Below are 24,696 nucleotides of genomic sequence, written 5' to 3'. Positions count from 1 at the left end.
GACAAAGTTCGTAAACTCAGCACGTCGAGACAACTCTATTTTCTACCCTAAAGGACCCACACTTATGAAAAAAATCATCCTGTCATTGATCGCGATCAGCGCAGCGTCTGTTAGCTTTTCTGCAGCAGCTCAGTTTGCCAAGCCAGAAGATGCTGTGAAATACCGCAAGGCAGCATTCACAGTCATGGCCACACATTTCGGACGCTTAGGCGCAATGGCTCAAGGCAAGGTCCCCTTCGATGCCAAGATAGCCGCAGATAACGCAGAAATCGTTGCAGACATGGCCAAGTTGCCATGGCATGCATTCGGTGAAGGCACAGAGACTGCAGAGACCAAAGCTAAGCCAGAAGTCTGGAAGCAAGGGGCCAAATTTAAAGAAGCCTCAGACAAGCTTCAAGCAGAAACGGTCAAGTTAGTAGCCGCGACAAAAACAGGCAAAGATGATGCTTTTAAAACAGCATTTGCTGCAACGGGTGGTGCCTGCAAGTCATGCCACGATGATTTCAAGAACAAGTAAAAAACTTGACTTAACGAGCACGAACTTAGTTATGTACGCGGGGCAAGGCGATAAGCCTTGCCCCGTTTGCATTGGTGCTCCTAGTCCAACGCGCGACAGGGCGAGCAACAAACTTCGGCGCGAAAAAAAGTAACAGCCGCAAAGTGCTCTGATAATTCAAGACATGAAAATTCAACAAGAAAGCACGACGCCATGAACGACGATGTATTGCCGCGCCGTGTCGCGATATGGGTATTCGTAGCATTTGCTTCTGCCTATTTCTTGTCAACATTGCTGCGCGCCATCACGGCAACTTTGTCGCCGATGTTGACCTTGGAATTTGGCTTGCAGGCGCGTGATCTTGGGCTTCTTGCGGGAGGCTATTTCTTTGGCTTTTCACTGACGCAATTGCCGATGGGGCATTGGTTAGACCAGCATGGACCAAAGAAAGTCGTCCTCAGTTTTTTAGGCGTCGCAGTGCTGGGTTGCTTGGCCTTTTCATGGGCCACAGATTTTTATGGTTTGTTGATGGCGCGAGTGCTCATTGGCGTTGGTGTGAGCGCTTGTTTGATGGCGCCTCTCACAGGCTATCGACGCTGGCTGGCTCTAGAGCATCAACAACGTGCCAATTCGTGGATGTTGATGACAGGAGCCTTAGGCATGCTGGCATCCACACTGCCCGTGCAATGGTTGTTGCCAGTCGTGGGATGGCGTTGGATTTTTGTGGGCCTTGCATTGCTCATCGTGTTGTCAATGGCGTTGATGGCATGGCAAGTGCCCAAGTGGCGGTTGCCAGAGCCAGCTTTAGAAACTGAGCCAAGCAAGCGAATAGGGATCTTGGCCAGTTACAAACAAGTGTGGGCTCACCCGTATTTCCGTAGCCTCACCCCGATGGGTTTTTTCAATTACGGTGGCTTTGTCGCCATGCAAACCTTGTGGGCAGGGCCATGGATGGTCAAGGTTGCGGGCTACACGCCGCTTGAAGCGGCCACAGGATTGTTTTGGGTGAACGTATGCATGCTCATCACGTTTTGGCTCTGGGGTTTGTACACGCCGAGTTTGACCAAGCGTGGCTACAGTGCCAATAAATTGATGGCCTATGGCGTGCCAGTGAATTTATGTGTCCAAACCTACATCATTCTCTCTGGGGCAGACGCAGGTGCCTTGCATTGGATCGTGTTTTGCATCAGTAGTTCATTTGTAGCCTTGGCTCAACCCGCCGTCGGTATGGCATTCCCAGCGGCCGTGGCAGGCCGGGCGCTGTCGGCGTTTAACCTGGTGCTGTTCTTGGGCGTGTTTGTTGTTCAGTGGGGCATGGGTCTGATGATTGACGGATTCAAAGCCCAAGGTTACTTAGAACCACAAGCATTTCAGTGTGCAATGGCGGTTTACTTTGCCTGTTGCTTGGCATCTTATGGCTACTTTTTGAGGCACAAGTCAGACAGCTGATAATTGGCACACTTCATCTGAAATCTTATGAGCAATCGCATTCTCATCATCGCCCATGCACCGTTAGCGAAAGCTTTGCACGATTGCGCCATGCATGTCTACGCAGAGTGCTCTGCAGATGTCATCGCCCTAGATGTGCTGCCAGACGCACAGCCCGAAGACACCTTGGCGCTAGCGCTTGATGCGGCCGGTTCCGCCCTAGACAGTGGCCTGTTGGTGCTGACTGATATTTTTGGCGCAACCCCCGCCAATGTGGCACAAAAACTTGTTGCGGGCAGCAATGCCAAGTTGATTGCGGGCGTGAATTTGCCCATGCTCTTCAGAGCCGTTTGTTATCGCCATGAGCCATTGGATGCGCTTGTGGCACGCGCCCTCACGGGCGGTACACAAGGCGTGATGCAAGTCGCCATCACCGCCCCTCAAAACCAAAATCGTCGAATCCATGATCAAAACCACAACGACCATCAGCAATAAATTGGGCTTGCATGCCCGAGCATCGGCCAAGCTCACCAAACTCGCGGGCAGCTTTCCGTGTGAAGTCTGGATCAGCAAAGGCGAACGACGCGTGAATGCGAAAAGCATCATGGGCGTCATGATGCTTGCTGCAGGCATCGGCAGCGAAGTCGACTTAGAAACCGATGGCGCGCAAGAGCAAGAAGCCATGGATGCTTTGCTGGCCTTGATGGCCGACAAATTCGGCGAAGGCGAATAAGGCGCACGCACATGACCTTTTCTATCCACGGTTTAGCAGTTGCTCGCGGCATTGCCATTGGACGTGCTGTGCTGGTGGCATCCAGCCGCGTGGATGTGGCGCATTACTTCATTGAGCATGAACAGGTCAGTGCTGAACTCAAGCGTTTAACGTTAGCGCGCGACGCCGTCATGGCAGAGCTGCAAAGCCTGCATGACAACTTACCCAAGGATTCGCCGCCCGAACTGTCGGCAATTTTGGAAGTGCATTTGATGCTGGTCCAAGACAGCATGCTTGAAGATGGCGTGACAGGTTGGGTCAAAGAACGTTTCTACAACGCTGAATGGGCGTTGACCTCACAGCTTGACGTGGTCGCGCGGCAATTTGACGAGATGGATGATCCCTATTTGCGCGAGCGCAAGGGTGATTTAGAGCAGGTGGTGGAGCGCATGTTGCGCCACATGAAGGGCGAGGCCCATGTCATGCCTCACCCATCCGCCAAGCGCGGTAATCAGCCTCGTCAACAAGATCTGCAGCTCGACGATGACATGGATGTGCCACTCGTGTTGGTGGCGCATGATCTGGCGCCTGCTGACATGCTGCAATTCAAGCAAAGCGTGTTCACGGGTTTTGTCACAGATGTGGGCGGCAAGACATCGCACACGGCAATCGTGGCGCGAAGCCTAGATATCCCTGCGGTGGTGGGTGCACGCACAGCCAGCCAGTTGGTGAGACAAGACGACTGGATCATCATTGATGGCGATGCGGGTGTGGTCATCGTCAATCCGTCGCCCATCATCTTGGCGGAGTATGGGTTCAAACAACGACAAGCCGCCTTAGAGCGCGAGCGACTATTGCGCTTGCGTCATACGCCCGCTGTGACCTTGGATGGTCAGCGTGTGGACTTGCTGGCCAACATTGAAATGCCTGAGGACTCTCCTGCAGCTTTGGCTGTGGGCGCAGTTGGTGTGGGCCTCTTTCGCAGTGAATTTTTGTTCATGGGGCGTGCAGGCGGATTACCCGATGAAGAAGAGCAGTACCAAGCCTACAAACGTGCGGTCGATGGCATGCAGGGCTTGCCTGTCACCATTCGCACGGTGGACATTGGTGCGGACAAGCCGTTAGACCGCACGGCCAAAGATGAAACGCATTTAAACCCAGCCTTGGGCCTGCGCGCGATCCGTTGGAGCTTGGCTGACCCTGCGATGTTTCTGACGCAACTGCGCGCGATTTTGCGTGCTGCTGCACATGGGCAAGTGAACTTGCTCATCCCCATGCTGGCGCACGCACGAGAAATTAAACAGACATTCGCACTGATCGAAAAAGCGCGCAAGCAGTTGGACGAACGTGGCGATGTATTTGGCCCCGTCAAGATCGGCGCCATGATTGAGGTGCCTGCAGCTGCGCTGAGCGTGAAGATGTTTTTGCGCCACTTTGATTACTTGTCGATTGGCACCAATGACTTGATTCAATACACCTTGGCCATTGACCGAGCAGACGAACTGGTCGCGCACTTGTACGACCCATTGCACCCTGCCGTTTTACGCTTGTTGGCCGACACCATTGCAGAGGCGCGTTCACAAGGTAAGGGTGTGAGCGTATGCGGTGAGATGGCGGGCGACCCTGCCATGACACGTTTGTTATTGGGTTTGGGTTTGCGCAGCTTCTCGATGCACCCCACACAAATCTTGGCTGTCAAGCAAGAGGTGATTCGCGCAGATGCCTCACGCCTTGAGGCGTGGGCGCAAGAGGTATTGGCCAGCGACGAGCCGGCCGAGTTGATGGGCGTTTAAGCCTTCGCAGCTTCAGAGGCTGCGTGTGCCTGCTGATCTGCGTGGTATGAAGACCTAACCATCGCGCCGACGGCCGCGTGGCTAAAACCCATCTCGTAGGCTTTTTCCTCAAACATCTTGAACGTGTCTGGGTGCACATAGCGGCGCACTGGGATGTGGCTGGTACTAGGCGCCAAGTATTGGCCGATGGTGAGCATGTCGATGTTGTGGTCGCGCATGTCTTGCATCACTTGCAAAATTTCTTCGTCGGTTTCGCCCAAGCCAACCATCAAACCGCTCTTGGTAGGAACGTTGGGGAACAAGGCTTTGAACTTCTTGAGCAAGTTCAAGCTGAAGGCGTAGTCGCTGCCAGGGCGCGCTTCTTTGTAGAGGCGTGGCACGGTTTCCATGTTGTGGTTCATCACATCAGGAGGTGCGGCTTTGAGAATTTCTAAAGCGCGGTCATCGCGGCCCCGGAAGTCAGGCACCAAAATTTCAATTTGTGTTTGGGGTGACAACTCACGCGTGCGCTGAATGCAATCCACAAAATGTTGGCTTCCACCATCGCGCAAGTCATCACGATCGACGCTGGTGATGACCACGTATTTCAGCTTCAAGTCGGCAATAGTTTTGGCTAAGTTTTCTGGCTCGTTCACATCGAGTGGGTCTGGGCGGCCGTGGCCCACATCGCAGAATGGGCAGCGACGTGTGCACTTGTCACCCATGATCATGAAAGTGGCCGTTCCTTTGCCAAAGCATTCGCCGATGTTGGGGCAGCTGGCTTCTTCGCACACGGTTACCAAATTGTTGGCGCGCAGTACGTCTTTGATTTCGTAAAAACGTGTCGAGGGTGAGCCTGCTTTGACGCGAATCCAATCAGGCTTTTTCAGCACTTCGCTTTGTTCCACTTTCACCGGAATGCGTGAGAGTTTGGCAGCAGCTTTTTGCTTGGCAGAAGCGTTGTAGTTTTCGACGGTTTGCGCTTCGCGCACGACTTGGTTGTCAGGGGTAGACATAGCGAGTGGCCTTGTAGATTCAGGGCGTCAAATGGGTGGCGAGCTTTTGGCTCAAAACATCAGCGGCTTCTTGCCAGCTGACCGATACGCCGATTGTAGAAAGGTCGACGGTTTGCAGGCCTTGATAGCCGCAGGGGTTGATGCGTTGGTAGGGGCTTAGGTCCATGGCCACGTTCAGCGCTACGCCGTGATACGTGCAATGGCGGCTCACCTTGATGCCAAGAGCTGCGATTTTTCCGAGACCTGCAAAGTCTGGGTCTTTGCTGGCATCTTTCTGCGGGCGTTGGGTCAGCATGGCGTGGCTGTGTGGATCGTCTAAGCGAACATAAATTCCGGGTGCGCCAGAAACTCGGTGACCCGTTACGCTGAAGTGGGCCAGTGTGCGAATCACGGCGTCTTCAATGCGGTACACATATTCTTTGACGTAGTAGCCGGCACGTTTGAGATCTATCAGCGGGTAGGCCACCACCTGACCGGGTCCGTGGAAGGTCACTTGACCGCCTCGATTGGTGGGTATTACGGGAATATCGCCGGGGGCAAGTAAATGGTCTTCGTGCCCTGCAAGGCCTTGCGTGAACACGGGTGGGTGTTCGCACACCCACAGCTCGTCGGGTGTATCCGAGTTGCGAGCTGTCGTGAAATCCTGCATCGCTTGGTAGGTCGGCAGGTAGGGCACAAGGCCGAGGTGTTTGATCACAGCACCACTTTCACCAGTGGATGAGAGGTGAGGGTGCGGTACAGCTCGTCGAGTTGTTCGCGGCTGGTGGCCGTCACGGTAATGGTGACGCCTAAATAATTACCGCCTTTGCTTTCGCGCAGCTCTACCGTGCTGGCGTCAAACGTGGGGTCGAATTGCTCAGCAATGTAGGTTACAGCGTGCACAAAACCATCGACCTTGGTGCCCATAACTTTGATGGGGAATTGGCTTGGATACTCGATCAATGAGTCAGCTCGAGGGTTTTCTGGAGGGGTGCTGGGGTTTGTCATGACTCAAATTATCCTCTTCTTAGTCCAGTAGGCCGAAAAGCGTATGGGTTATCACGTACAATGATTGGTTCTATAGAGACATGACGGATGTAACCTGGGCGTAAACATAGATGACCAGAATACAGCCTCAAGATCAAGAGAACCTACAAGAAACGTTTGAGCCACTCACGGCCGAGCAGGTTGCAGAGTTGCGCAAGCATCAGCCCCTTCTGTCGGTATGGCGGGTGGTGGGAGTCCAAGCGGTGCTGGGGCTCTTGGTGGCAGGTCTTGTGTGGTTTGTGTCGGGGCGGATGGCTGCGGTTTATTCGGCGGTTTACGGCGCCTTGGCGGTGATTGTCCCTGCGGCGCTGTTTGCGCGAGGTTTGACCAGTCGGGTCGCTTCCGCAAATGTCGGTGCTGCAGTGTTTGGCTTTTTCCTTTGGGAAATGGTCAAGATAGGCCTCACGGTGGCAATGCTTTTTGCGGCGCCGCGTCTGGTGAATGATTTGAGCTGGCCTGCCATGTTGGCGGGTCTGGTAGTGACAATGAAGGTGTATTGGGTGGCGCTTGGCTTTCGCAAAGTGTTTTACCCAGTTAAGCCAACTTAAAGAAGAGCGAACGAATGTCTGTTGAACATGGTCCGACCGCTGGTGAATACATCGTTCACCACCTGACGCATCTGCAAAACAAGCCGATGGCTGGTGTCATTGACTTCTCCGTTTACAACTTGGACTCGATTTTCTGGTCTGTGTTGTTGGGTGTGGTTGCTAGCTTCTTCTTGTGGCGTGCTGCCCGTGGTGCAACTGCTCACGCACCAGGCCGCTTCCAGGCTGCTGTAGAAATCTTGGTCGAGATGGTGGATAGCCAGGCCAAGGGAATCATTCACAGTGCAGAAAGCCGCAAGTTGGTTGCGCCTTTGGCGCTGACTGTGTTTGTCTGGATTTTCTTGATGAACGCCATGGACTTGTTCCCTGTTGATTTGTTCCCCAAAATTTGGGAAATCATCTACGGCGCGAACGGTGGCGACGCCCATCACGCTTACATGCGTGTTGTGCCTTCGGCTGACTTGTCCACCACGTTGGGTTTGTCAACTTCTGTTTTGTTGGTCTGTGTGTTCTACAACATCAAGATCAAAGGTATCGGCGGTTGGGTGCATGAGTTGTTCTGCGCGCCCTTCGGTGCTCATCCCCTCTTGTGGCCCGTGAACTTCATCATGCAAATGATTGAATTCGCAGCCAAGACCGTGTCGCATGGCATGCGACTGTTCGGCAACATGTACGCTGGCGAATTGGTGTTCATGTTGATCGCCTTGATGGGCGGCGCTGCTGCTGCCACGTTGCCAGGCATCTTGTTGCCCATCGGTCACATCATTGCTGGTTCAATTTGGGCCATCTTCCACATCATGATCATCACATTGCAAGCCTTCATCTTCATGATGTTGACGCTGGTGTATGTGGGTCAAGCGCACGACGCGCACTGATTTCGGTTTTTTCTTAACTTTTCTCTCTCATCCATTCTTTAGGAGCAACAAAATGGAACACGTCCTCGGTTATGTAGCACTCGCAGCTGGCCTCATCATTGGTTTGGGCGCTATCGGTGCTTGTATCGGTATCGGCATCATGGGTAGCAAATACCTCGAAGCAGCTGCTCGTCAGCCAGAGTTGATGAACGAATTGCAAACAAAAATGTTCTTGTTGGCTGGTTTGATCGATGCTGCGTTCTTGATCGGCGTTGGTATCGCCATGATGTTCGCTTTCGCGAACCCCTTCGTCCTGAAGTAATTCTCGCAACTACCAAAAGAAAGGTGTTGCCGTGAGTATCAACGCAACCCTGTTCGTCCAGATGATCGTTTTTGCGGTCTTGGTGTGGTTCACGATGAAATTCGTGTGGCCACCCATCGCAAGCGCACTCGATGAACGTTCAGAAAAAATTGCCCATGGTTTGGCTGCTGCCGAACATGCCAAGATTGAACTGTCCAACGCGCACAAAGAAGTGGAATTGAAGCTGGCTGAAACCCGCAACGAATCTACCGCTTTGTTGGCTGATGCCGAGCGCCGCGCCCAACACTTGATCGACGAAGCCAAGGCTCATGCCACGGTTGAAGCGAACAAGATTGTGGCTGCTGCTCACGCTGAAGCTGCGCAAGAAGTCGTGAAAGCACGTGAAGCCCTGCGCGAGCAAGTGGCTGCATTGGCTGTCAAAGGCGCCGAGCAGATTCTCCGCAAGGAAGTCAACGCTAGCGTTCACGCCGACTTGTTGGGTCGTCTGAAGACTGAGCTGTAAGAGGACAACATGGCCGAACTCGCCACCATTGCCCGCCCTTACGCAGAAGCTTTGTTCAAGGCTTCGGCCGCAGACCTGAGCGGTACTGCTGCATGGCTCGAAGAGCTTGCGGCAATCGCCGGGAACGCCCAATTGCTGCAATTTGCAGAAGGCCCCAAAGTCACCTCAAACCAAGTGTTTGATTTGATTGTTGGTGTTGCCAAATCCAAATTGCCAACTGCTGCGCAAAACTTTTTGCGCGCCGTGATTGACAACGGTCGCTTGAGCGCATTGCCCGAAGTGGCAACGCAATTCCGCGCACATGTCAACGCGCAAAGCGGTACGGCAGACGCTGTTGTGTACAGCGCTTTTGACATCGACGCAGCAGCTTTGGCTGATGTGAAGACTGCTCTCGAAAAGCGTTTTGGCCGCAAACTCAACGTCTCTGTGGCCTTGCAGCCTGAGCTGATTGGCGGTATTCGCGTGGTGGTGGGTGACGAAGTGTTGGACACTTCTGTCAAAGCCCGTTTAGATCAAATGAAAGTTGCGCTGACGGCTTAATGCCTGTCAGCCCTAACAAGAAAGAAGGAAAGAGTCATGCAACTCAATCCAGCAGAAATCTCTGAGCTGATTAAGAGCCGTATCGAAGGTTTGGGCACTGATGCCAACGTTCGTAATCAAGGCACCGTTTTGTCGGTGACTGACGGTATCGTTCGCGTGCACGGTCTGTCAGACGCGATGCAAGGCGAAATGTTGGAATTCCCCAACAACACATTCGGTCTGGCCCTGAACCTCGAGCGTGACTCGGTCGGTGCTGTGATCTTGGGTGAGTACGAGCACATCTCTGAAGGCGACATTGTCAAATGTACAGGTCGCATTTTGGAAGTGCCAGTCGGCCCTGAACTCATTGGCCGCGTGGTGAACGCTTTGGGTCAGCCTATCGACGGCAAAGGTCCAATCAACGCCAAGATGACCGACGTGATCGAAAAGGTTGCGCCAGGCGTTATTGCTCGCGAATCTGTGAGCCAACCCATGCAAACTGGTTTGAAGTCTGTTGACTCCATGGTGCCAGTGGGCCGTGGCCAACGTGAGTTGATCATTGGTGACCGTCAAACAGGTAAAACAGCTGTTGCGATCGACGCCATCATCAACCAAAAAGGTCAAAACATGACCTGCGTTTACGTCGCGATTGGCCAAAAAGCCTCGTCGATCAAAAACGTGGTTCGCGCTTTGGAGCAAGCTGGCGCGATGGAATACACCATCGTTGTGGCTGCTTCTGCTTCTGAATCTGCAGCGATGCAATACGTGTCAGCCTACTCGGGTTGCACGATGGGCGAATACTTCCGCGACCGTGGCGAAGACGCCTTGATCGTGTATGACGATTTGTCTAAGCAAGCTGTGGCTTACCGCCAAGTGTCTTTGCTGTTGCGTCGCCCACCAGGCCGCGAAGCTTACCCTGGCGACGTGTTCTATCTCCACAGCCGTTTGCTAGAGCGCGCTGCCCGCGTGAACGCCGACTACGTCGAAGCTTTCACCAAAGGCGCCGTCAAAGGCAAAACTGGTTCATTGACTGCATTGCCAATCATTGAAACCCAAGCCGGTGACGTGTCTGCTTTCGTGCCAACCAACGTGATTTCGATCACTGACGGTCAAATCTTCTTGGAAACATCGTTGTTCAACGCTGGTATCCGTCCTGCGATTAACGCTGGTATTTCAGTGTCTCGCGTGGGTGGTGCAGCTCAAACGAAATTGGTAAAGAACTTGTCCGGTGGTATTCGTACCGACTTGGCTCAGTACCGTGAATTGGCAGCGTTTGCTCAGTTCGCTTCTGACCTCGACGAAGCCACACGTAAACAGCTCGACCGCGGTGCTCGCGTGACTGAATTGCTCAAGCAAGCTCAGTACAGCCCACAGTCCATCAGCATCATGGGTGCAACCCTGTTTGCGGTGAACAAAGGCTACATGGATGACATCGAAGTCAAACAAGTTCTGCACTTTGAATATGAAATGCACGCTTACCTCAAAGCTAAGCACGCTGCCTTGTTGGCCAAACTCGAAGCCGACAAAGCCATGGACAAAGACGCCGAGGCTGAACTGACCGCAGCATTGACTGCGTTCAAGAAAACCTTCGCTTAATCCGTACCTGACACAAGGAGCCTCAAATGGCAGCAGGTAAGGAAATTCGCGGCAAGATCAAATCGGTGGAAAACACCAAGAAGATCACCAAAGCCATGGAAATGGTGGCCGCGTCTAAGATGCGTAAGGCGCAAGATCGCATGCGTGCGGCTCGCCCTTACAGCGAGAAGATTCGTCATGTCGCGGCTAACCTCGGCAAGGCCAATCCTGAGTACGTTCACCCCTTCATGGAAGTGAACCAAGCCAAGGATGTGGGCTTTATCGTGGTGACCACAGACAAAGGCTTGTGCGGCGGTCTCAACACCAACGTGTTGCGTATGGTCTCGAACAAGCTGCGTGACTTGCAAACCGAAGGCCACAAAGCGAAAGCTGTGGCGATCGGTAACAAAGGTCTGGGTTTCTTGGGTCGTTCAGGTGTTCAAGTTGTGTCGCATGCGACACAACTCGGTGATACACCTCATCTCGACAAGCTCATCGGCCCCGTGAAAGTGTTGTTGGATGCGTATGTTGCAGGCGAGATCCATTCGGTCCAACTGTGCTACACGCGATTCATCAACACGATGAAGCAAGAGTCTGTGGTTGAGCAACTTCTGCCTTTGTCGGCAGACGCGCTAAAGCCTCACGAAGGTCACGGTACCTGGGACTACATCTACGAACCGGACGCACAAACCGTCATCGACGAATTGTTGCTCCGCTACGTAGAAGCTATGGTGTATCAAGCCGTGGCTGAAAGTATGGCGTCCGAGCAATCGGCCCGTATGGTTGCGATGAAGTCTGCGACCGACAACGCTGGGAACGTGATCAACGAACTCAAACTGGTTTACAACAAGACGCGTCAAGCGGCGATTACGAAAGAACTTTCGGAAATCGTTGCAGGTGCGGCTGCTGTCTGATTTTAATTTTTGGAGCAAAAAATGGCTCAAGCCCAAGGCAAGATTGTTCAATGTATTGGCGCGGTGGTGGACGTCGAGTTCCCACGCGACCAAATGCCCAAGGTCTACGACGCGCTCAAGCTCGAAGGCACTGCACTGACTCTGGAAGTTCAGCAACAGCTCGGTGACGGCATCGTCCGTACCATTGCGCTGGGTACTTCCGACGGTCTGCGTCGTGGTTTGATGGTGACTAACACTGGCGCGGCGATTACCGTTCCAGTGGGTAAAGCCACCCTCGGTCGCATCATGGACGTGTTGGGTAACCCCATCGACGAACGTGGTCCTGTTGACCAAGCTCAAACCGCTTCTATCCACCGTAAGGCTCCTGCCTATGACGAACTCAGCCCTTCGCAAGAATTGCTCGAGACCGGCATTAAAGTGATCGACTTGGTCTGTCCTTTCGCTAAGGGTGGTAAGGTTGGCTTGTTCGGTGGCGCGGGTGTGGGTAAAACCGTGAACATGATGGAGCTCATCAACAACATCGCTAAAGCGCACAGCGGCTTGTCCGTGTTTGCTGGTGTGGGTGAGCGTACTCGTGAAGGTAACGACTTCTATCACGAGATGGCTGACTCTGGCGTTGTGAACTTGGAGAACTTGGGTGAGTCCAAAGTTGCCATGGTTTACGGTCAGATGAACGAGCCCCCAGGCAACCGTTTGCGCGTTGCGTTGACAGGTTTGACCATCGCTGAATCATTCCGTGACGAAGGCAAAGACGTGTTGTTCTTCGTGGACAACATCTATCGCTACACCTTGGCCGGTACTGAAGTGTCCGCTTTGTTGGGTCGTATGCCTTCTGCTGTGGGTTATCAACCTACACTGGCCGAAGAAATGGGCCGTTTACAAGAGCGTATTACCTCTACCAAAGTGGGTTCTATCACTTCCATCCAAGCCGTTTACGTGCCTGCCGATGACTTGACCGACCCATCTCCAGCGACAACCTTTGCTCACTTGGACTCCACCGTTGTGTTGTCTCGTGACATCGCCTCGCTCGGTATCTACCCAGCTGTGGATCCATTGGATTCAACCAGCCGTCAATTGGACCCATTGGTTGTGGGCGAAGAGCACTACTCCACAGCTCGCGCTGTGCAAGGTACGCTGCAACGCTACAAAGAATTGCGTGACATCATCGCGATTTTGGGTATGGACGAATTGGCTCCTGAAGACAAGCTGGCTGTGGCCCGCGCTCGTAAGATCCAACGTTTCCTGTCTCAACCATTCCACGTTGCTGAAGTGTTCACTGGTTCACCCGGTAAATACGTGACCTTGGCTGAAACCATCCGTGGCTTCAAGATGATTGTGAACGGCGAGTGTGACCACCTGCCAGAACAAGCCTTCTACATGGTCGGTACCATCGACGAAGCGTTCGAAAAAGCTAAGAAGATCTGAGAGATCCTATGAGTACCATCCACGTAGATGTTGTCAGCGCAGAAGAGTTGATCTTCTCCGGCGAAGCCACCTTTGTGGCCTTGCCAGGCGAGGCGGGCGAGCTCGGTATTTATCCGCGCCACACGCCGCTGATTTCACGCATCCGTCCAGGTTCGGTGCGCATTCACACGGCTGATGGTGGTGAAGAGTTTGTTTTCGTAGCAGGTGGCATTCTTGAAGTGCAACCCGACTGCGTCACCGTCATGTCTGACACCGCGGTTCGCGGCAAAGACATGGACGAAGAAAAAGCAAACGCAGCCAAACTCGCAGCTGAAGAAGCCGTTAAGAACGCAAAATCAGACGTCGACATGGCCCGTGCTCGTTCAGAGCTCGCCATCTTGGCTGCTGAATTGTCGGCCTTGCGCCGCTACCGCGCACACAAGTAATTTGCTAGCGCGTCAGCGTTCAAAAGCCCCTGCCTCACGGTCGGGGCTTTTTTATTACCAGTTCTAAAAAACGTGGACAATTTGAACCATGTCTAAAGCCAAACTCCGAGCCGCCACCGTCGGCGGCACAGCTGATGCGATTGAAACCCAGTTTTACGAAGCCCTGCAAACAGGTGATCTCGAAAAACTCATGGGCTGCTGGGCAGACGAAGACGACATCGTGTGCGTGCATCCTGGCGGCCCCCGCTTGATTGGAAATGCAAGTATTCGTGCAGCGTTTGAAGCCATGTTTGCCAACGGAACGATTGCTGCGCGACCCGAACACATTTGCAAAGTCGAATCCCTCACCAGTGCCATGCACAACGTGATAGAGCGCGTGGCATTGCTGACCACCGATGGCACGCAAGAAGCCGTAGTGGTAGCCACAAATGTGTATCAGCGCACAGCACAAGGCTGGCGCATGGTGGCTCACCACGCCAGCCCAGGCAGTGCACCAGCCCATGCTGAAGCACACGAAGCGCCACAGGTCTTGCATTGATTTGGGATTACCAACCGCCATGGTGGTTACTAGGCGGTAACGCACAAACGATTTATTCAGCCAAACTGGCACAACGCTATGTCGGCGCAAAGCCGCGTTGGCAGCGTGAGCGTTGGGACACCCAAGATGGCGACTTTGTTGATGTCGATTGGCGTAACGATGAGATTGCTTTACCCGACGATGCACCCTTGTTGGTACTGTTCCATGGCTTAGAGGGTTCATCCAGTAGCCACTATGCACAAGCTTTTGCGCAAGAAGCGAAGTTACGTGGATGGCACATGGCTGTGCCGCATTTCCGAGGATGCAGTGGTGAACTCAATTGGGCTCCACGCGCGTACCACTCGGGTGACTTTGAAGAAGTAGGGTGGATGCTCAGCCGCTTTCAAATGCTGCATCAAGGCCCCCTCTTTGCTGTCGGCATTTCGCTCGGCGGTAATGCGCTTATGCGTTGGGCGGGTGAGGTGGGGCACTCGGCCAATCAAGTGCTTCAAGCTATTGCTTCGGTGTGCTCGCCTATTGATTTAACGGCCAGCGGCAACGCCATTGACACAGGGTTTAACAAGGCGGTTTATGCCCGCATGTTCTTAGCCACCATGAAGCCTCGCGCCATGCAAAAGCTTGCACAATTTCCGGGTTTATTTGACCCGCTAGAGCTGAGGGCTGCCAAGACCTTGTACGCGTTTGACAACGTCTTCACAGCGCCTTTGCACGGATTCAATAGTACAGATGATTACTGGGATAGGGCCAGTGCAAAACCAGGGCTGTCGCGCATCCAAGTGCCTGCATTGGTGTTGAATGCACGCAATGACCCGTTTATCCCTGAAAGCTGCTTGCCTACCCAAGGCCAAGTGAGTGACCTTGTCACACTTTGGCAACCAGAACAAGGTGGACATGTGGGTTTTGCATCGGGCACATTCCCTGCCGATTTACAAGAAATGCCATGGGCAGTGATGGAGTGGATGACACAGAATGGATGATCTCGTCAAACAAGCCATGGCTAAGTGGCCCAATGTGCCCGATTGCTTTGGATGGCTAGGGTTAGATGCACGCGGTGATTGGTACATGCGTGATGACCAAGCACAAGCATTGGGCACATTCACGCAAAGCAAAGGCTCACGCCTGCAACATGAAAAACTCATTGCCTTCATTGGCCGCAATTACACGAGCGACAAGCAAGGCTGTTGGTATTTTCAAAATGGACCACAGCGCGTCTACGTAGAGTTAGAAGCCACGCCTTGGGTGTGGCGTTTGCAGACAGATGGAAGTATTCAATCGCACACAGGGGAACCCGCTCGCATGCAGCGCTGCATCGTCGATGAGCATGGGCGTCTGTACTTGGATACCGAGCAAGGCTTTGGCTTGGTGCACACACAAGACGTGCTGCAAGCTGCAGAGTTCATAGAGATGGGGTTGTGGGTGCCCCAAGAAGTACCAACACGGAAGTTGCCTGAGCGTTTTGGCTACGTGCGCAGCCCGCAAAAAAATCAGTAAGCCGAGGCGTAAAAAAACCGGTCAAAACCGGTTTTTTACAAAAGCTGAAAATCTTATTTAGCTTCAGGCTTCTTCGGTTCAGCAAACTTAGCACCGGCAGCGTTAGCCATGTAAGCAACGCCACGGCCCACTTCGTAGTCTTCAAAATTACCGCCACCCTGTGGGCCCATATTGCCTTTTCCTTTAAGCGCGGACGTCATCAGCGCATCAAAGCCCTTCGCGATGCGAGGGCCCCAAGCTGCAGCGTCACCAAACTTAGGTGAGCCAGCTGCACCAGAAGCGTGGCAGGTGGAGCATTGAGCTTTGAAAACTTCTTCGCCAGAACGTGCAGCACGGTTAGCGTCTTTGATTTCAACTGCACCAACCTTTTGAATGCGAGCTTCAAGAGCTTCATTTGGGTTAGAAGTCGTCGCCATTTGTGGGCGGAAAGACGTAGCAATGTACGCAATCAAACCCACCACAACGAGGACGGGAAGAACAAATGTCTTCATCGTAGAGACGAAAACGTCAGAAGTTGAGTGGGATTGGTCGTGGTTATCGTGGCTCATTGCAAAAATCCTGTGGACTAACTCTAAAACTAAAGAAATTATAGCGGGGCACCTACAATCAACAGCTTACAGCGTGCGGCTGTAGCTCAGTGGATAGAGTATTGGCCTCCGAAGCCAAGGGTCGTGGGTTCGATCCCCGCCAGCCGCACCATTCTTAATCAACCGCATTTTTCAAAAGCAATGCACGGTCATACAGTGCATTTTTAGCTTCACCACTAATCTCCGACGCCACTTTGACGGCAGTCTTGAGTGGTAGCTCCTGCATCAAGATGTTCAGCAGTCGATCGTTGTCTGCACCCTCTGCGCGTTCTTGTGCTTGCGCATGCACAACCAACGCAAATTCTCCACGTGTGCGCTGAGGATTGCCTTGCAACCATGCCGTCAAATCTTTGGCTGCCATGGTGGCGATTTCTTCAAATTGCTTAGTCAACTCGCGGCCAACAGTCACAGGGCGATCACCCAACACACCCAAAGCCGCTGCAAGAGCTTCGATACGATGAGGCGCTTCTAGTAACACTTGTGTGCGGGGCTCGTGTGCAAGCACATCCACAGCGTGTCCACGTTCGGTTGCTTTGGATGGCAAGAAGCCAACAAACACAAAGCCAGACGAATCATGTGCAGGTGTGCCACACGCACTCAGCAACGCAGTCACGCTGCTTGCGCCTGGCAGGGGGACCACGCGCAAGCCTGCACTCTGCACTTGCCAAGTCAAGCGCGCGCCAGGGTCACTCACGGCGGGTGTGCCTGCATCGCTCACGTAGGCAACACGTTGGCCAGCTTGTAGGCGACGAATGACTTCTTCAGCCGCTTCAGCTTCGTTGTGTTGATGCACGGCCAACCAATAGGCTGAAGACTTGTCGATGCCGTAGGCACGCAACAAAGTTTGTGAGTGACGCGTGTCCTCACAAGCCAGCGTGTCGCAAAGACTCAATACATGCAGAGCACGCAAGCTGATGTCGGCCAAGTTACCGATGGGCGTCGCCACCACATACAGCGCACCTGTTGGGTTATTTTGAGAAGCGGCAGCGGCGTGCGCAGCAGATAAAGCGGAATCAAAGTTGGCGTTCATCAAGGAGGTACTGTGAACAAACCTAATGGTCAAACGCAAAAGCAATCAACCACCAAGCAAAAAGGAGATGCGGCTGAAGACCGCGCGTTGCACTATCTACAAGGCAAAGGCTTGCAACTGGTGCAGCGCAATTATCGGACGCCTGGACGGGGTGGGGGCGAAATAGATTTGGTGATGAGGGATACAGATGGGACGTTGCTGTTTGTGGAAGTCCGAAAGCGGCAAAAAGCCTTGCATGGAGGGGCCTTAGCCAGTGTTACCTTAGTCAAGCAACGGCGAATCGTATTTGCCGCCCAGCATTACCTGTTGAAATTGCGCAAGGTTCCCCCATGTAGGTTTGACGTGGTCGCCGTCGAAGGCGATGAATTACAGTGGTTTAAAGCTGCTTTTGACGCCCAATGACCAATAGGCGGGCGAAGCGCACAAAAGGTATCATTCAGCCATGCTTGAGCAACGAATTGAACAACACTTCATCGACTCCGCCGACCTGAAATATCAGGCCGCCCAAGTCTTGTCTAAACCTATCGCCGCAGCTGTATCGGCCGTACTTGCTAGCGTCACCAGTGGCGGCAAAGTGCTGGCTTGCGGTAACGGTGGTTCTGCTGCTGACGCGCAGCATTTTGCGGCCGAATTTGTGGGCCGTTTTGAGCGTGAACGGCCAGAATTGGGTGCAATTGCCCTCACCACCGATAGCTCCATCATCACGGCGATAGCCAATGATTACAGCTACGAACAAATTTTTTCTAAACAGGTGCGGGCGCTCGGTCAATCTGGCGACGTTTTGTTGGCCATCACAACCAGCGGCAGTTCCCCCAACGTGTTGGCCGCGATTCAAGCCGCGCATGAACGTGACATGACCGTGGTAGCCCTTACCGGCAAAGGTGGTGGGAAGATGAGTCAAGCACTGCGTGAAACTGATGTACACATTTGCGTGCCACACGACCGCACGGCCCGTATCCAAGAGGTGCACTTGTTGGCCATCCATTGCATCTGCGATGGTGTGGATCGACAACTCCTAGGCGAACAAGAAGGTAAAGAATGACATCGAAATTTGTAAAGGCTGTCTTGGTCTTATTGGCTGCTTTTCAATTGGCAGCTTGCGCCCCCCTGATGTTTGGCGGCGTTCTTGGTGGCGCGATGGTGGCCAGCGACCGACGTTCAGCTGGTATTCAGCTAGAAGACGAAACCATTGAGCAACGCAGCTCTACGGCAATTCGTGAAAATTTTGGTACCAAAGAGCACATCAACATCACCAGTTACAACCGTCAAGTGTTGATCACGGGTGAAGCCTCTTCAGACACCGTGCGTCGTCAAGTGGAATCACTCATCAGCCGAGTTGAAAACGTCCGCGCTGTGGTGAATGAACTTGCGATTGGTCAGGCATCAAGCCTAAGCGAACGTTCCAACGACGCGTTAGTGGTCGCCAAAGTCAAAGCATCCATGGTGGATACCGAAGATGTGTTCGCCAATGTTTACAAAGTTGTTGGCGAGCGAGGCACTATTTATTTGATGGGCCGTGTCACTCAGCGTGAGGCATTGCGTGCCACGGAAGTGGTGCGCGGCGTGAGCGGTGTGAAGCGTGTTGTTCGTGTCTTCGAGTACATCACAGAAGATGAGTTACGAGCTTTGCAACCCAAGCGCAAGGATGAGCAAGTTCAGCGTACGCCGGTCATGACAGGATCTGGCAGCTCACTCTCAACCAGCCAGCCTGTTGTGACGCCAATCAAATAGAGCTAGCAGATCAACAGTCAAAAAAGCCCCGCTTCGCGGGGCTTTTTGCTGCGCGTTTGGTTTAACGCAAACGCTTGATCAAGCTAGATGTATCCCAGCGCTTGCCGCCCATGTCTTGCACGTCGCCGTAGAACTTGTCGACCATCTGCGTCACAGGCAACACAGCGCCATTGCGCTTGGCTTCGTCAAACACCAGTCCCAAGTCTTTGCGCATCCAATCTACGGCAAAGCCGAAATCAAACTTGTCGGCCACCATGGTCTTGCCACGGTTGTCCATTTGCCAGCTTTGCGCTGCGCCTTTGCCAATCACATCGAGCACGAGGTTCATGTCGAGGCCGGCTTTTTGGCCGAAGGCAATCGCTTCGCTCAAGCCCTGCACCAAGCCTGCGATACAGATTTGGTTGACCATCTTGGTCAGCTGGCCCGCGCCTGGTTCGCCCATCAACGTGAATGCGCGAGAGAAAGCCATGGCCACAGGTTTGACTTGTTCAAACACTGGCGCATCGCCGCCGCACATCACAGTCAGCATGCCGTTTTGTGCGCCACCTTGACCGCCGGATACAGGTGCGTCGATGAAGTGGATGCCTAGGTTTTTGGCGGCGGTGTAAATCTCACGGGCTACGTCAGCGGATGCTGTGGTGTGGTCGACCAACACGGTGCCTGGTTCCATGCCAGCCAGCATGCCGTCAGCACCAAACACCACCGAGCGCAAATCGTCGTCATTGCCCACGCAGCAAAACACAATGCTCGCCCCCTTGGCGGCTTCGCGTGGGGTCAGTGCGCTCTTGGGGGCTTTGCTGTTGGCAAACTCTTTCACCCAAGCTTCGGCTTTGGCGGGTGAACGGTTGTACACCGTCACCGCGTGGCCTGCGGTGGCCAAGTGGCCGGCCATGGGGTAGCCCATTACGCCCATGCCGATGAAGGCAACGTGGGCAGAGGTGGCGGGTTCGTAGGTTTTGGCGTTGATGCTAGACATGTGTGTATCAGAGGAGGGTTGAATTGCGCTGAATCATAGGGGCAGAACAGCGCCCCCACATGTCACGCAGGTAACCTGTGCGCGCCTTGTTAAAGTAGCCCCAACATGAGCAATACAGACACCGCTTTCAGCAACACCCTGCGCGATAAGCTTCACGCCGTGCAAGCCCGCATCACAGCGGCTTGCGTCGCCAGTGGCCGCGCTGCTGATAGCGTGCAGTTGTTAGCCGTGTCCAAAACTTTCAGCGCAGACGATGTGTGCCAAGTCGCTGCCAGCGGCCAACGCGACTTTGGCGAAAACTACATCCAAGAAGGCGTGGACAAGATCACAGCCTTGCAAGACAGCCAGCCCGCACTGGTGTGGCACTGCATTGGCCCCATGCAAAGCAACAAAACCAAACTCGTGGCCGAGCACTTTGACTGGGCGCACACAGTAGACCGCCTCAAAATCGCTCAGCGTCTGAGCGACCAACGCCCTGCGCACTTAGCGCCGCTGAACGTGTGCCTGCAAGTCAACATCGACGGCGGCGAAACCAAATCAGGCATCGCCCCTGCCGACGTGCTGGCGCTGGCCGCCGAAGTGGCCAAACTGCCCCGCTTGGTATTGCGCGGCCTCATGACCATCCCGGACCCAGTGGATGGCTTTGACGCGCAAGTAGCCGTGCACGCCAAAGCACGTGCCTTGTTTGACGAAGTGAAAACTGCGCTAAACCTGCCCCGGTTTGACACCCTGTCGATGGGCATGACGGGTGACCTAGAAGCCGCTGTGCAGGCGGGTAGCACGATGGTGCGGGTGGGGACGGCGATATTTGGGGGGCGTGATTACAGCAAATAGTTCTGTTATCTTTCGTTTGCAAAAATAAACAAAAGAGGCGACTGTGGACAAGAACGTTTTGGCTGAGGTAGAAAAGCTGGGGGTGGAGGGCGTATTGCTTGAGATGGCAAAAGGTGGATTTGGACATCCAGGTTCGCCGCTTCGATTTGATATTGAAAATTGGATCAAGCACGAGCAGGCAAAAAACAATCTCTCAGTGATTTAGTAAGAGATCAAAGGGAGAGAGAAACCTTAGAGATTGCCAAGCAGGCAAATGTAATTGCTACAGAGGCTAGGCAAGTTGCAAAAGACCAAGCTCGCTGGACGTTTTGGTCATTTTTTATCGCAATGATTGCTGCAGCTATCGCTGCAGCAGCTTGGATTTTCCCAAGAAGTAGCGGTTAAAACCTCGGCAAATCCGGATGCTTAATCTGCCCCGCACGCACCAACATCTTGCCGTATTCGGCACAGCGGTGCAGGGTGGGGATGACCTTGCCGGGGTTCAGTAAACCCTTGCTGTCAAAGGCTCGCTTCACGCCAAACATCTGTTCGTTTTCTTCGGCGCTGAACTGCACGCACATGCTGTTCACCTTCTCGATGCCCACGCCGTGCTCGCCCGTCACCGTGCCGCCCATGGCCACGCTGGTTTCCAAAATGTCTGCGCCAAACTGTTCGCAGCGGTGCATTTGGTCGGGGTCGTTTGCATCAAACAGAATCAGTGGGTGCAAGTTGCCGTCGCCTGCATGGAACACGTTCAAGCAGCGCAGTTGGTATTTCTTTTCCATCTCTTGAATGGCTTGCAGGATGTCAGCCAAACGCTTGCGCGGAATGGTGCTGTCCATACACATGTAGTCGGGGCTGATGCGGCCCGAGGCGGGGAACGCGTTTTTGCGGCCGCTCCAAAACTTCATGCGTTGTGCTTCGTCGCGGCTCACAGTGATGGCGGTTGCGCCGCAGCCGCGCAGCACGTCGCTCATGCGGCCAATTTCTTCTTCCACCTCTTCGGGCGTGCCGTCGCTCTCGCACAGCAAAATCGCGGCGGCGCTGAGGTCGTAGTCGGCGTGGACAAAGTCTTCCACGGCGGCGGTCATGGGGCCGTCCATCATTTCCAAGCCGGCGGGAATGATGCCTGCGGCAATCACTGCAGCCACGGCGTCGCCGGCTTTGCGCACATCGTCAAAGCTCGCCATGATGCAGCGGGCCAGTTGTGGCTTGGGCACGAGCTTGACGGTCACTTCTGTAGTCACTGCCAACATACCTTCGCTGCCCACGACGACGGGCAACAGGTCGAGGCCCGGGGTGTCTAGGGCGTCGCTGCCAAATTCAATTGGTTCGCCTTCAATGGTGAAGCCCTTTACTTTGAGCACGTTGTGCACGGTGAGGCCGTATTTCAAACAATGCACGCCCCCTGAGTTTTCGGCCACGTTGCCGCCGATGGTGCAAGCAATTTGGCTGGATGGATCCGGCGCGTAGTACAGCCCGTATTGCGACACCGCTTCGCTGATGGCGAGGTTGCGCACACCGCACTGCACCACCGCAGTTCGTGCAACGGGGTCGATGTTCAGAATTTGGTTGAACTTGGCCAACGACAGAGTCACGCCCATGGTGTGCGGCATCGCGCCACCCGACAGACCGGTGCCTGCGCCGCGTGCGACCACGGGCACGTCTAGCGCGTAACAGGCCTTGAGCACGGCTTGAACTTGGTCCACGGTCTCGGGCAAAGCCACACACATGGGGCGGGCGCGGTAGGCGGTGAGGCCGTCGCACTCGTAAGGCACGGTGTCCTCGGTGGTGTAGAGCAGGGCGTGCTGTGGCAGCACTTGCAGCAGGGCTTGCACCACTTGAGCTTGGCGCTCGGCACGGGCAAGGGTGTTTTGCTGGTCGGAGGTGAGTGGTGCGTTCATGCGTTGCACTTTACGGCAAAACTGGCGGTTGGCGTGTGAAGAAAGTTACAGCGTGCTTTGAAATGGTTTTGCGCCGTTAGATTTCACTCGCTGCCTTACGGGGTGAGCGTTACAAACCGCGGCTTACATCGCTTCGCGACGAATGGCGCCGCAATTTGCACCGCTCACCCCGCAAGGCGGAGGTATTGTGCGCAAAAGGGTATTTCGTCACGTTTTGTCGGGTGTCGTGAATGGGAGGGGTCGGTACCGTCATACGGCGCCATTCGTCGCGCAGCGATGTAAGCCGTGTGGCGGTAACGGCCCCTCACATTCACAGCGAGAACAAGGACTTAAGGAACAGCCTTCTTCAACCAATCCGCAAACGCCGCGCACTCCCACCGGTCCATCGCGCCTGTGCGCCAACACAGGTAATGCCCATGCGGGCTAGGCACTTGACGCGGGAAGATGCGCACCAGTGTGCCGTTCTCTAGCCACGGTGCACCCAGCTTCAAGCGCACTAGGCCCACGCCTAAGCCCTGAGCTGCGGCGTCGCACATCAAGCCAATGTCGTTGAAGCTGCTGCCGTCAATCGGTTCGGGCCAGTCTTGGTCATGCGCGGCAAACCAGGTGCGCCAAGGCTCTAAGGGGCTGCGCAACAATGTGGCGTCAGCCAAGTCTTCGGGGTTATCAAACGGACCGTGTTCGCGAATGTAGGCGGGCGAGGCCAAGGGCGTCACGTCGTCTTTCATCAAGCACATGTGTTCCACATCGGCGTAACGGCCCGTGCCAAAGCGAACGGTCAGGTCGGCGTCTTCGGCCACCACGTCCAACAGCGGGATGCTCACTTGAAGAGTGATGTCGATCTCGGGGTACGCATCAGCAAACTGGCGCAGGCGCGGCATCAGGATGGAGCGAGCAAAGGTGGGCGTCACGGCCAAGCGCAGTTTGCGCTTGCCGGGTGTGGCGCTGCCATCTTTGCCGGGGAAGCGTTCCAGAATGGCCAAGCCTTCGCGCACATGGGCGAGGTATTCGCTGCCTTCTGTGGTGAGCGAAAAATCCGCACGGCCAAACAGCTTGACGCCCAGCAACTGTTCCAACTGCTTCACACGGTGGCTCACCGCGCTGGGTGTCACGCATTGCTCTTCAGCGGCTTGTGTGACCGAGCGCAACCGCGCCAACGCCTCAAACGTGAGCAAGCACTGAATGGGCGGGATGCGGCTGGTCATGTCGCTTTATTTGAAGATGACGGTCTTGTGGCCGTTCAACAGCACGCGGTGTTCGCTGTGCCATTTGACAGCGCGGGCCAGCACTTGGCTTTCGGTGTCGCGGCCTTGGGCGGTGAAGTCTTCCACGGTTTTGCTGTGGTCCACGCGGGCCACGTCTTGCTCAATGATGGGGCCTTCGTCCAAGTCGGCGGTCACGTAGTGGGCGGTAGCGCCAATCAGTTTCACGCCACGGTCATGCGCTTGGTAATAGGGCTTTGCACCCTTGAAGCTGGGCAAAAAGCTGTGGTGAATGTTGATGGCGCGTCCTGACAGTTTCTTGCACAAATCGTCGCTCAAAATTTGCATATAGCGGGCCAGCACCACCAGCTCAGCGCCTTCGGCTTCGATCACCTCAAAAGCTTTGGCTTCGGCTTGTGCCTTGGTCGCTGCGGTGACGGGAATGTGGTGGAACGGCACGTTGTAGCTGGCCGCCAATTGGTAGAACTCGCGGTGGTTGCTGATGATGGCGCGAATGTCCAAAGGCAGCAGGCCGCTTTTGACGCGGAACAACAAGTCGTTCAGGCAATGGCCTTCTTTGCTGACCATCAAAACCGTGCGCATGGGTTGGGTGGTGTCGTGCAGCGTCCATTTCATGCCGAAGGTGTCTGCAAAGGTGGCGAGCTGCGCACGCAAGTCGTCTTGGCCCACGGCATCGCAGGCGAACTGCACGCGCATGAAGAACAAACCCGTGGCGGGGTCGTTGTACTGGGCGGCTTCTTCGATGTTGCCTTTGCGCTCCAGCAAAAAGCCAGACACGGCGTGCACGATGCCCTGGCGATCAGGGCAAGACAAATTCAGGATGTATGCAGTCATGTGCGCAATTGTAGGTAGGACTGGGCATGAAAAAGGGC

The 24,696-nt window shown here is 54.4% G+C and carries 31 protein-coding genes and 1 tRNA gene; 23 read left to right on the top strand and 9 right to left on the bottom strand.

What is annotated here, in order from left to right; translation table 11 throughout:
* Positions 1-64 precede the first annotated feature (64 nt).
* The 5 genes from B9Z35_RS09745 (at position 65) to ptsP (ending at position 4,429) form a co-directional block, all read left to right on the top strand.
* Positions 65-517: a cytochrome c gene (locus tag B9Z35_RS09745; protein ID WP_108283475.1), complete on the top strand. Its 453-nt coding sequence runs from the start codon at positions 65-67 to the stop codon at positions 515-517.
* A 192-nt stretch (positions 518-709) separates the two neighbouring features.
* Complete coding sequence (locus tag B9Z35_RS09740) at positions 710-1,945, top strand: MFS transporter (RefSeq protein ID WP_108283474.1); 1,236 nt, start codon at positions 710-712, stop codon at positions 1,943-1,945.
* 27 nt (positions 1,946-1,972) lie between these two features.
* Complete coding sequence (locus B9Z35_RS09735; RefSeq protein ID WP_108283473.1) at positions 1,973-2,419, top strand: PTS sugar transporter subunit IIA; 447 nt, start codon at positions 1,973-1,975, stop codon at positions 2,417-2,419.
* The gene (locus B9Z35_RS09730) at positions 2,388-2,657 is read left to right on the top strand and encodes an HPr family phosphocarrier protein (protein WP_108283472.1); all 270 of its coding nucleotides are present in this window, start codon (positions 2,388-2,390) and stop codon (positions 2,655-2,657) included. Before B9Z35_RS09735 ends, B9Z35_RS09730 begins: the two co-directional genes overlap by 32 nt.
* Before the next feature lie 11 nt (positions 2,658-2,668).
* Complete coding sequence (ptsP, locus tag B9Z35_RS09725) at positions 2,669-4,429, top strand: phosphoenolpyruvate--protein phosphotransferase (protein WP_108283471.1); 1,761 nt, start codon at positions 2,669-2,671, stop codon at positions 4,427-4,429.
* Here the strand turns inward: ptsP and lipA are convergent.
* The 3 genes from lipA to B9Z35_RS09710 are packed head-to-tail and all read right to left on the bottom strand — an operon-like array spanning position 4,426 to position 6,411.
* A complete protein-coding gene (gene lipA, locus B9Z35_RS09720; RefSeq protein ID WP_108283470.1) occupies positions 4,426-5,424 on the bottom strand; it encodes a lipoyl synthase in 999 nt (332 codons plus the stop codon). The genes ptsP and lipA overlap by 4 nt on opposite strands.
* A gap of 19 nt (positions 5,425-5,443) precedes the next feature.
* On the bottom strand, positions 5,444-6,073 hold the full coding sequence (gene lipB / locus B9Z35_RS09715; protein WP_233246540.1) for a lipoyl(octanoyl) transferase LipB: 630 nt from the start codon (positions 6,071-6,073) through the stop codon (positions 5,444-5,446).
* A 44-nt stretch (positions 6,074-6,117) separates the two neighbouring features.
* The gene (locus B9Z35_RS09710; RefSeq protein WP_108283468.1) at positions 6,118-6,411 is read right to left on the bottom strand and encodes a YbeD family protein; all 294 of its coding nucleotides are present in this window, start codon (positions 6,409-6,411) and stop codon (positions 6,118-6,120) included.
* A 110-nt stretch (positions 6,412-6,521) separates the two neighbouring features.
* Here B9Z35_RS09710 and B9Z35_RS09705 point away from each other — a divergent pair, with 110 nt between their 5' ends.
* From B9Z35_RS09705 to B9Z35_RS09650, 12 genes are all read left to right on the top strand, one after another.
* Entirely contained in the window at positions 6,522-6,998 is a 477-nt protein-coding gene (locus tag B9Z35_RS09705) for an ATP synthase subunit I (protein ID WP_108283467.1), read from the top strand.
* A gap of 14 nt (positions 6,999-7,012) precedes the next feature.
* A complete protein-coding gene (gene atpB, locus B9Z35_RS09700) occupies positions 7,013-7,870 on the top strand; it encodes a F0F1 ATP synthase subunit A (RefSeq protein WP_108283466.1) in 858 nt (285 codons plus the stop codon).
* 52 nt (positions 7,871-7,922) lie between these two features.
* A complete protein-coding gene (atpE, locus tag B9Z35_RS09695; RefSeq protein ID WP_100147432.1) occupies positions 7,923-8,171 on the top strand; it encodes a F0F1 ATP synthase subunit C in 249 nt (82 codons plus the stop codon).
* Positions 8,172-8,202: 31 nt separating this feature from the next.
* A complete protein-coding gene (locus B9Z35_RS09690) occupies positions 8,203-8,673 on the top strand; it encodes a F0F1 ATP synthase subunit B (RefSeq protein WP_108283465.1) in 471 nt (156 codons plus the stop codon).
* A gap of 9 nt (positions 8,674-8,682) precedes the next feature.
* Positions 8,683-9,213, top strand: a complete 531-nt coding sequence (locus tag B9Z35_RS09685; protein WP_108283464.1) for a F0F1 ATP synthase subunit delta — start codon at positions 8,683-8,685, stop codon at positions 9,211-9,213.
* 36 nt (positions 9,214-9,249) lie between these two features.
* Positions 9,250-10,788 (top strand): F0F1 ATP synthase subunit alpha, encoded by a 1,539-nt coding sequence (gene atpA / locus B9Z35_RS09680; RefSeq protein WP_108283463.1) that lies wholly within the window; start codon positions 9,250-9,252, stop codon positions 10,786-10,788.
* A 26-nt stretch (positions 10,789-10,814) separates the two neighbouring features.
* Positions 10,815-11,681 carry a F0F1 ATP synthase subunit gamma gene (gene atpG, locus B9Z35_RS09675; RefSeq protein WP_108283462.1) on the top strand — a complete coding sequence of 289 codons (867 nt, stop codon included), beginning with the start codon at positions 10,815-10,817 and terminating at the stop codon, positions 11,679-11,681.
* Positions 11,682-11,702: 21 nt separating this feature from the next.
* Complete coding sequence (gene atpD / locus B9Z35_RS09670) at positions 11,703-13,106, top strand: F0F1 ATP synthase subunit beta (protein ID WP_108283461.1); 1,404 nt, start codon at positions 11,703-11,705, stop codon at positions 13,104-13,106.
* An 8-nt stretch (positions 13,107-13,114) separates the two neighbouring features.
* The gene (locus B9Z35_RS09665; RefSeq protein ID WP_108283460.1) at positions 13,115-13,531 is read left to right on the top strand and encodes a F0F1 ATP synthase subunit epsilon; all 417 of its coding nucleotides are present in this window, start codon (positions 13,115-13,117) and stop codon (positions 13,529-13,531) included.
* 88 nt (positions 13,532-13,619) lie between these two features.
* A complete protein-coding gene (locus B9Z35_RS09660) occupies positions 13,620-14,069 on the top strand; it encodes a nuclear transport factor 2 family protein (RefSeq protein WP_108283459.1) in 450 nt (149 codons plus the stop codon).
* Positions 14,066-15,046: a YheT family hydrolase gene (locus tag B9Z35_RS09655; RefSeq protein WP_108283458.1), complete on the top strand. Its 981-nt coding sequence runs from the start codon at positions 14,066-14,068 to the stop codon at positions 15,044-15,046. Before B9Z35_RS09660 ends, B9Z35_RS09655 begins: the two co-directional genes overlap by 4 nt.
* Positions 15,039-15,560 (top strand): DUF2946 family protein, encoded by a 522-nt coding sequence (locus B9Z35_RS09650; protein WP_108283457.1) that lies wholly within the window; start codon positions 15,039-15,041, stop codon positions 15,558-15,560. The genes B9Z35_RS09655 and B9Z35_RS09650 overlap by 8 nt, the downstream gene beginning before the upstream one ends.
* Positions 15,561-15,613: 53 nt before the next feature.
* Here B9Z35_RS09650 and B9Z35_RS09645 read toward each other — a convergent pair whose 3' ends face one another.
* Positions 15,614-16,051: a cytochrome c5 family protein gene (locus B9Z35_RS09645; RefSeq protein ID WP_233246529.1), complete on the bottom strand. Its 438-nt coding sequence runs from the start codon at positions 16,049-16,051 to the stop codon at positions 15,614-15,616.
* Between the two features lie 132 nt (positions 16,052-16,183).
* Between B9Z35_RS09645 and B9Z35_RS09640 the strand changes: the two genes are divergently transcribed.
* A tRNA-Arg gene (locus B9Z35_RS09640) sits at positions 16,184-16,259 on the top strand.
* A 3-nt stretch (positions 16,260-16,262) separates the two neighbouring features.
* Here B9Z35_RS09640 and rsmI read toward each other — a convergent pair.
* Entirely contained in the window at positions 16,263-17,177 is a 915-nt protein-coding gene (gene rsmI, locus B9Z35_RS09635; RefSeq protein ID WP_108283455.1) for a 16S rRNA (cytidine(1402)-2'-O)-methyltransferase, read from the bottom strand.
* Between the two features lie 12 nt (positions 17,178-17,189).
* Here rsmI and B9Z35_RS09630 point away from each other — a divergent pair, with 12 nt between their 5' ends.
* The 3 genes from B9Z35_RS09630 to B9Z35_RS09620 are packed head-to-tail and all read left to right on the top strand — an operon-like array spanning position 17,190 to position 18,908.
* On the top strand, positions 17,190-17,579 hold the full coding sequence (locus B9Z35_RS09630) for a YraN family protein (RefSeq protein ID WP_108283454.1): 390 nt from the start codon (positions 17,190-17,192) through the stop codon (positions 17,577-17,579).
* A gap of 40 nt (positions 17,580-17,619) precedes the next feature.
* A complete protein-coding gene (locus B9Z35_RS09625; protein ID WP_108283453.1) occupies positions 17,620-18,219 on the top strand; it encodes a phosphoheptose isomerase in 600 nt (199 codons plus the stop codon).
* The gene (locus B9Z35_RS09620) at positions 18,216-18,908 is read left to right on the top strand and encodes a BON domain-containing protein (protein WP_108283452.1); all 693 of its coding nucleotides are present in this window, start codon (positions 18,216-18,218) and stop codon (positions 18,906-18,908) included. Before B9Z35_RS09625 ends, B9Z35_RS09620 begins: the two co-directional genes overlap by 4 nt.
* 61 nt (positions 18,909-18,969) lie before the next feature.
* Here B9Z35_RS09620 and B9Z35_RS09615 read toward each other — a convergent pair whose 3' ends face one another.
* The gene (locus tag B9Z35_RS09615; RefSeq protein WP_108283451.1) at positions 18,970-19,884 is read right to left on the bottom strand and encodes an NAD(P)-dependent oxidoreductase; all 915 of its coding nucleotides are present in this window, start codon (positions 19,882-19,884) and stop codon (positions 18,970-18,972) included.
* Positions 19,885-19,989: 105 nt separating this feature from the next.
* On the opposite strand from B9Z35_RS09615, the gene B9Z35_RS09610 reads away from it, so the two are divergent.
* Together B9Z35_RS09610 and B9Z35_RS12925 are read left to right on the top strand one after the other, a co-directional pair.
* The gene (locus B9Z35_RS09610) at positions 19,990-20,718 is read left to right on the top strand and encodes a YggS family pyridoxal phosphate-dependent enzyme (protein WP_108283450.1); all 729 of its coding nucleotides are present in this window, start codon (positions 19,990-19,992) and stop codon (positions 20,716-20,718) included.
* A 159-nt stretch (positions 20,719-20,877) separates the two neighbouring features.
* On the top strand, positions 20,878-21,102 hold the full coding sequence (locus B9Z35_RS12925) for a hypothetical protein (RefSeq protein ID WP_146178985.1): 225 nt from the start codon (positions 20,878-20,880) through the stop codon (positions 21,100-21,102).
* Here B9Z35_RS12925 and B9Z35_RS09605 read toward each other — a convergent pair.
* The 3 genes from B9Z35_RS09605 to purU all read right to left on the bottom strand — a co-directional run bounded on the left by B9Z35_RS09605 (position 21,099) and on the right by purU (position 24,658).
* Complete coding sequence (locus B9Z35_RS09605; protein ID WP_108283449.1) at positions 21,099-22,601, bottom strand: FAD-linked oxidase C-terminal domain-containing protein; 1,503 nt, start codon at positions 22,599-22,601, stop codon at positions 21,099-21,101. The genes B9Z35_RS12925 and B9Z35_RS09605 overlap by 4 nt on opposite strands.
* A gap of 329 nt (positions 22,602-22,930) precedes the next feature.
* Positions 22,931-23,806, bottom strand: coding sequence for a LysR substrate-binding domain-containing protein (locus B9Z35_RS09600; protein ID WP_108283448.1), 876 nt, complete (start codon positions 23,804-23,806; stop codon positions 22,931-22,933).
* A 6-nt stretch (positions 23,807-23,812) separates the two neighbouring features.
* The gene (gene purU / locus B9Z35_RS09595) at positions 23,813-24,658 is read right to left on the bottom strand and encodes a formyltetrahydrofolate deformylase (protein ID WP_108283447.1); all 846 of its coding nucleotides are present in this window, start codon (positions 24,656-24,658) and stop codon (positions 23,813-23,815) included.
* Between the last annotated feature and the right edge of the window lie 38 nt (positions 24,659-24,696).

Source organism: Limnohabitans sp. Jir61 (assembly GCF_003063545.1).
Classification (GTDB): domain Bacteria; phylum Pseudomonadota; class Gammaproteobacteria; order Burkholderiales; family Burkholderiaceae_C; genus Limnohabitans.
Note: the sequence above shows the minus strand (reverse complement) of the source record. Positions and strands in the feature narration are given on the sequence as shown.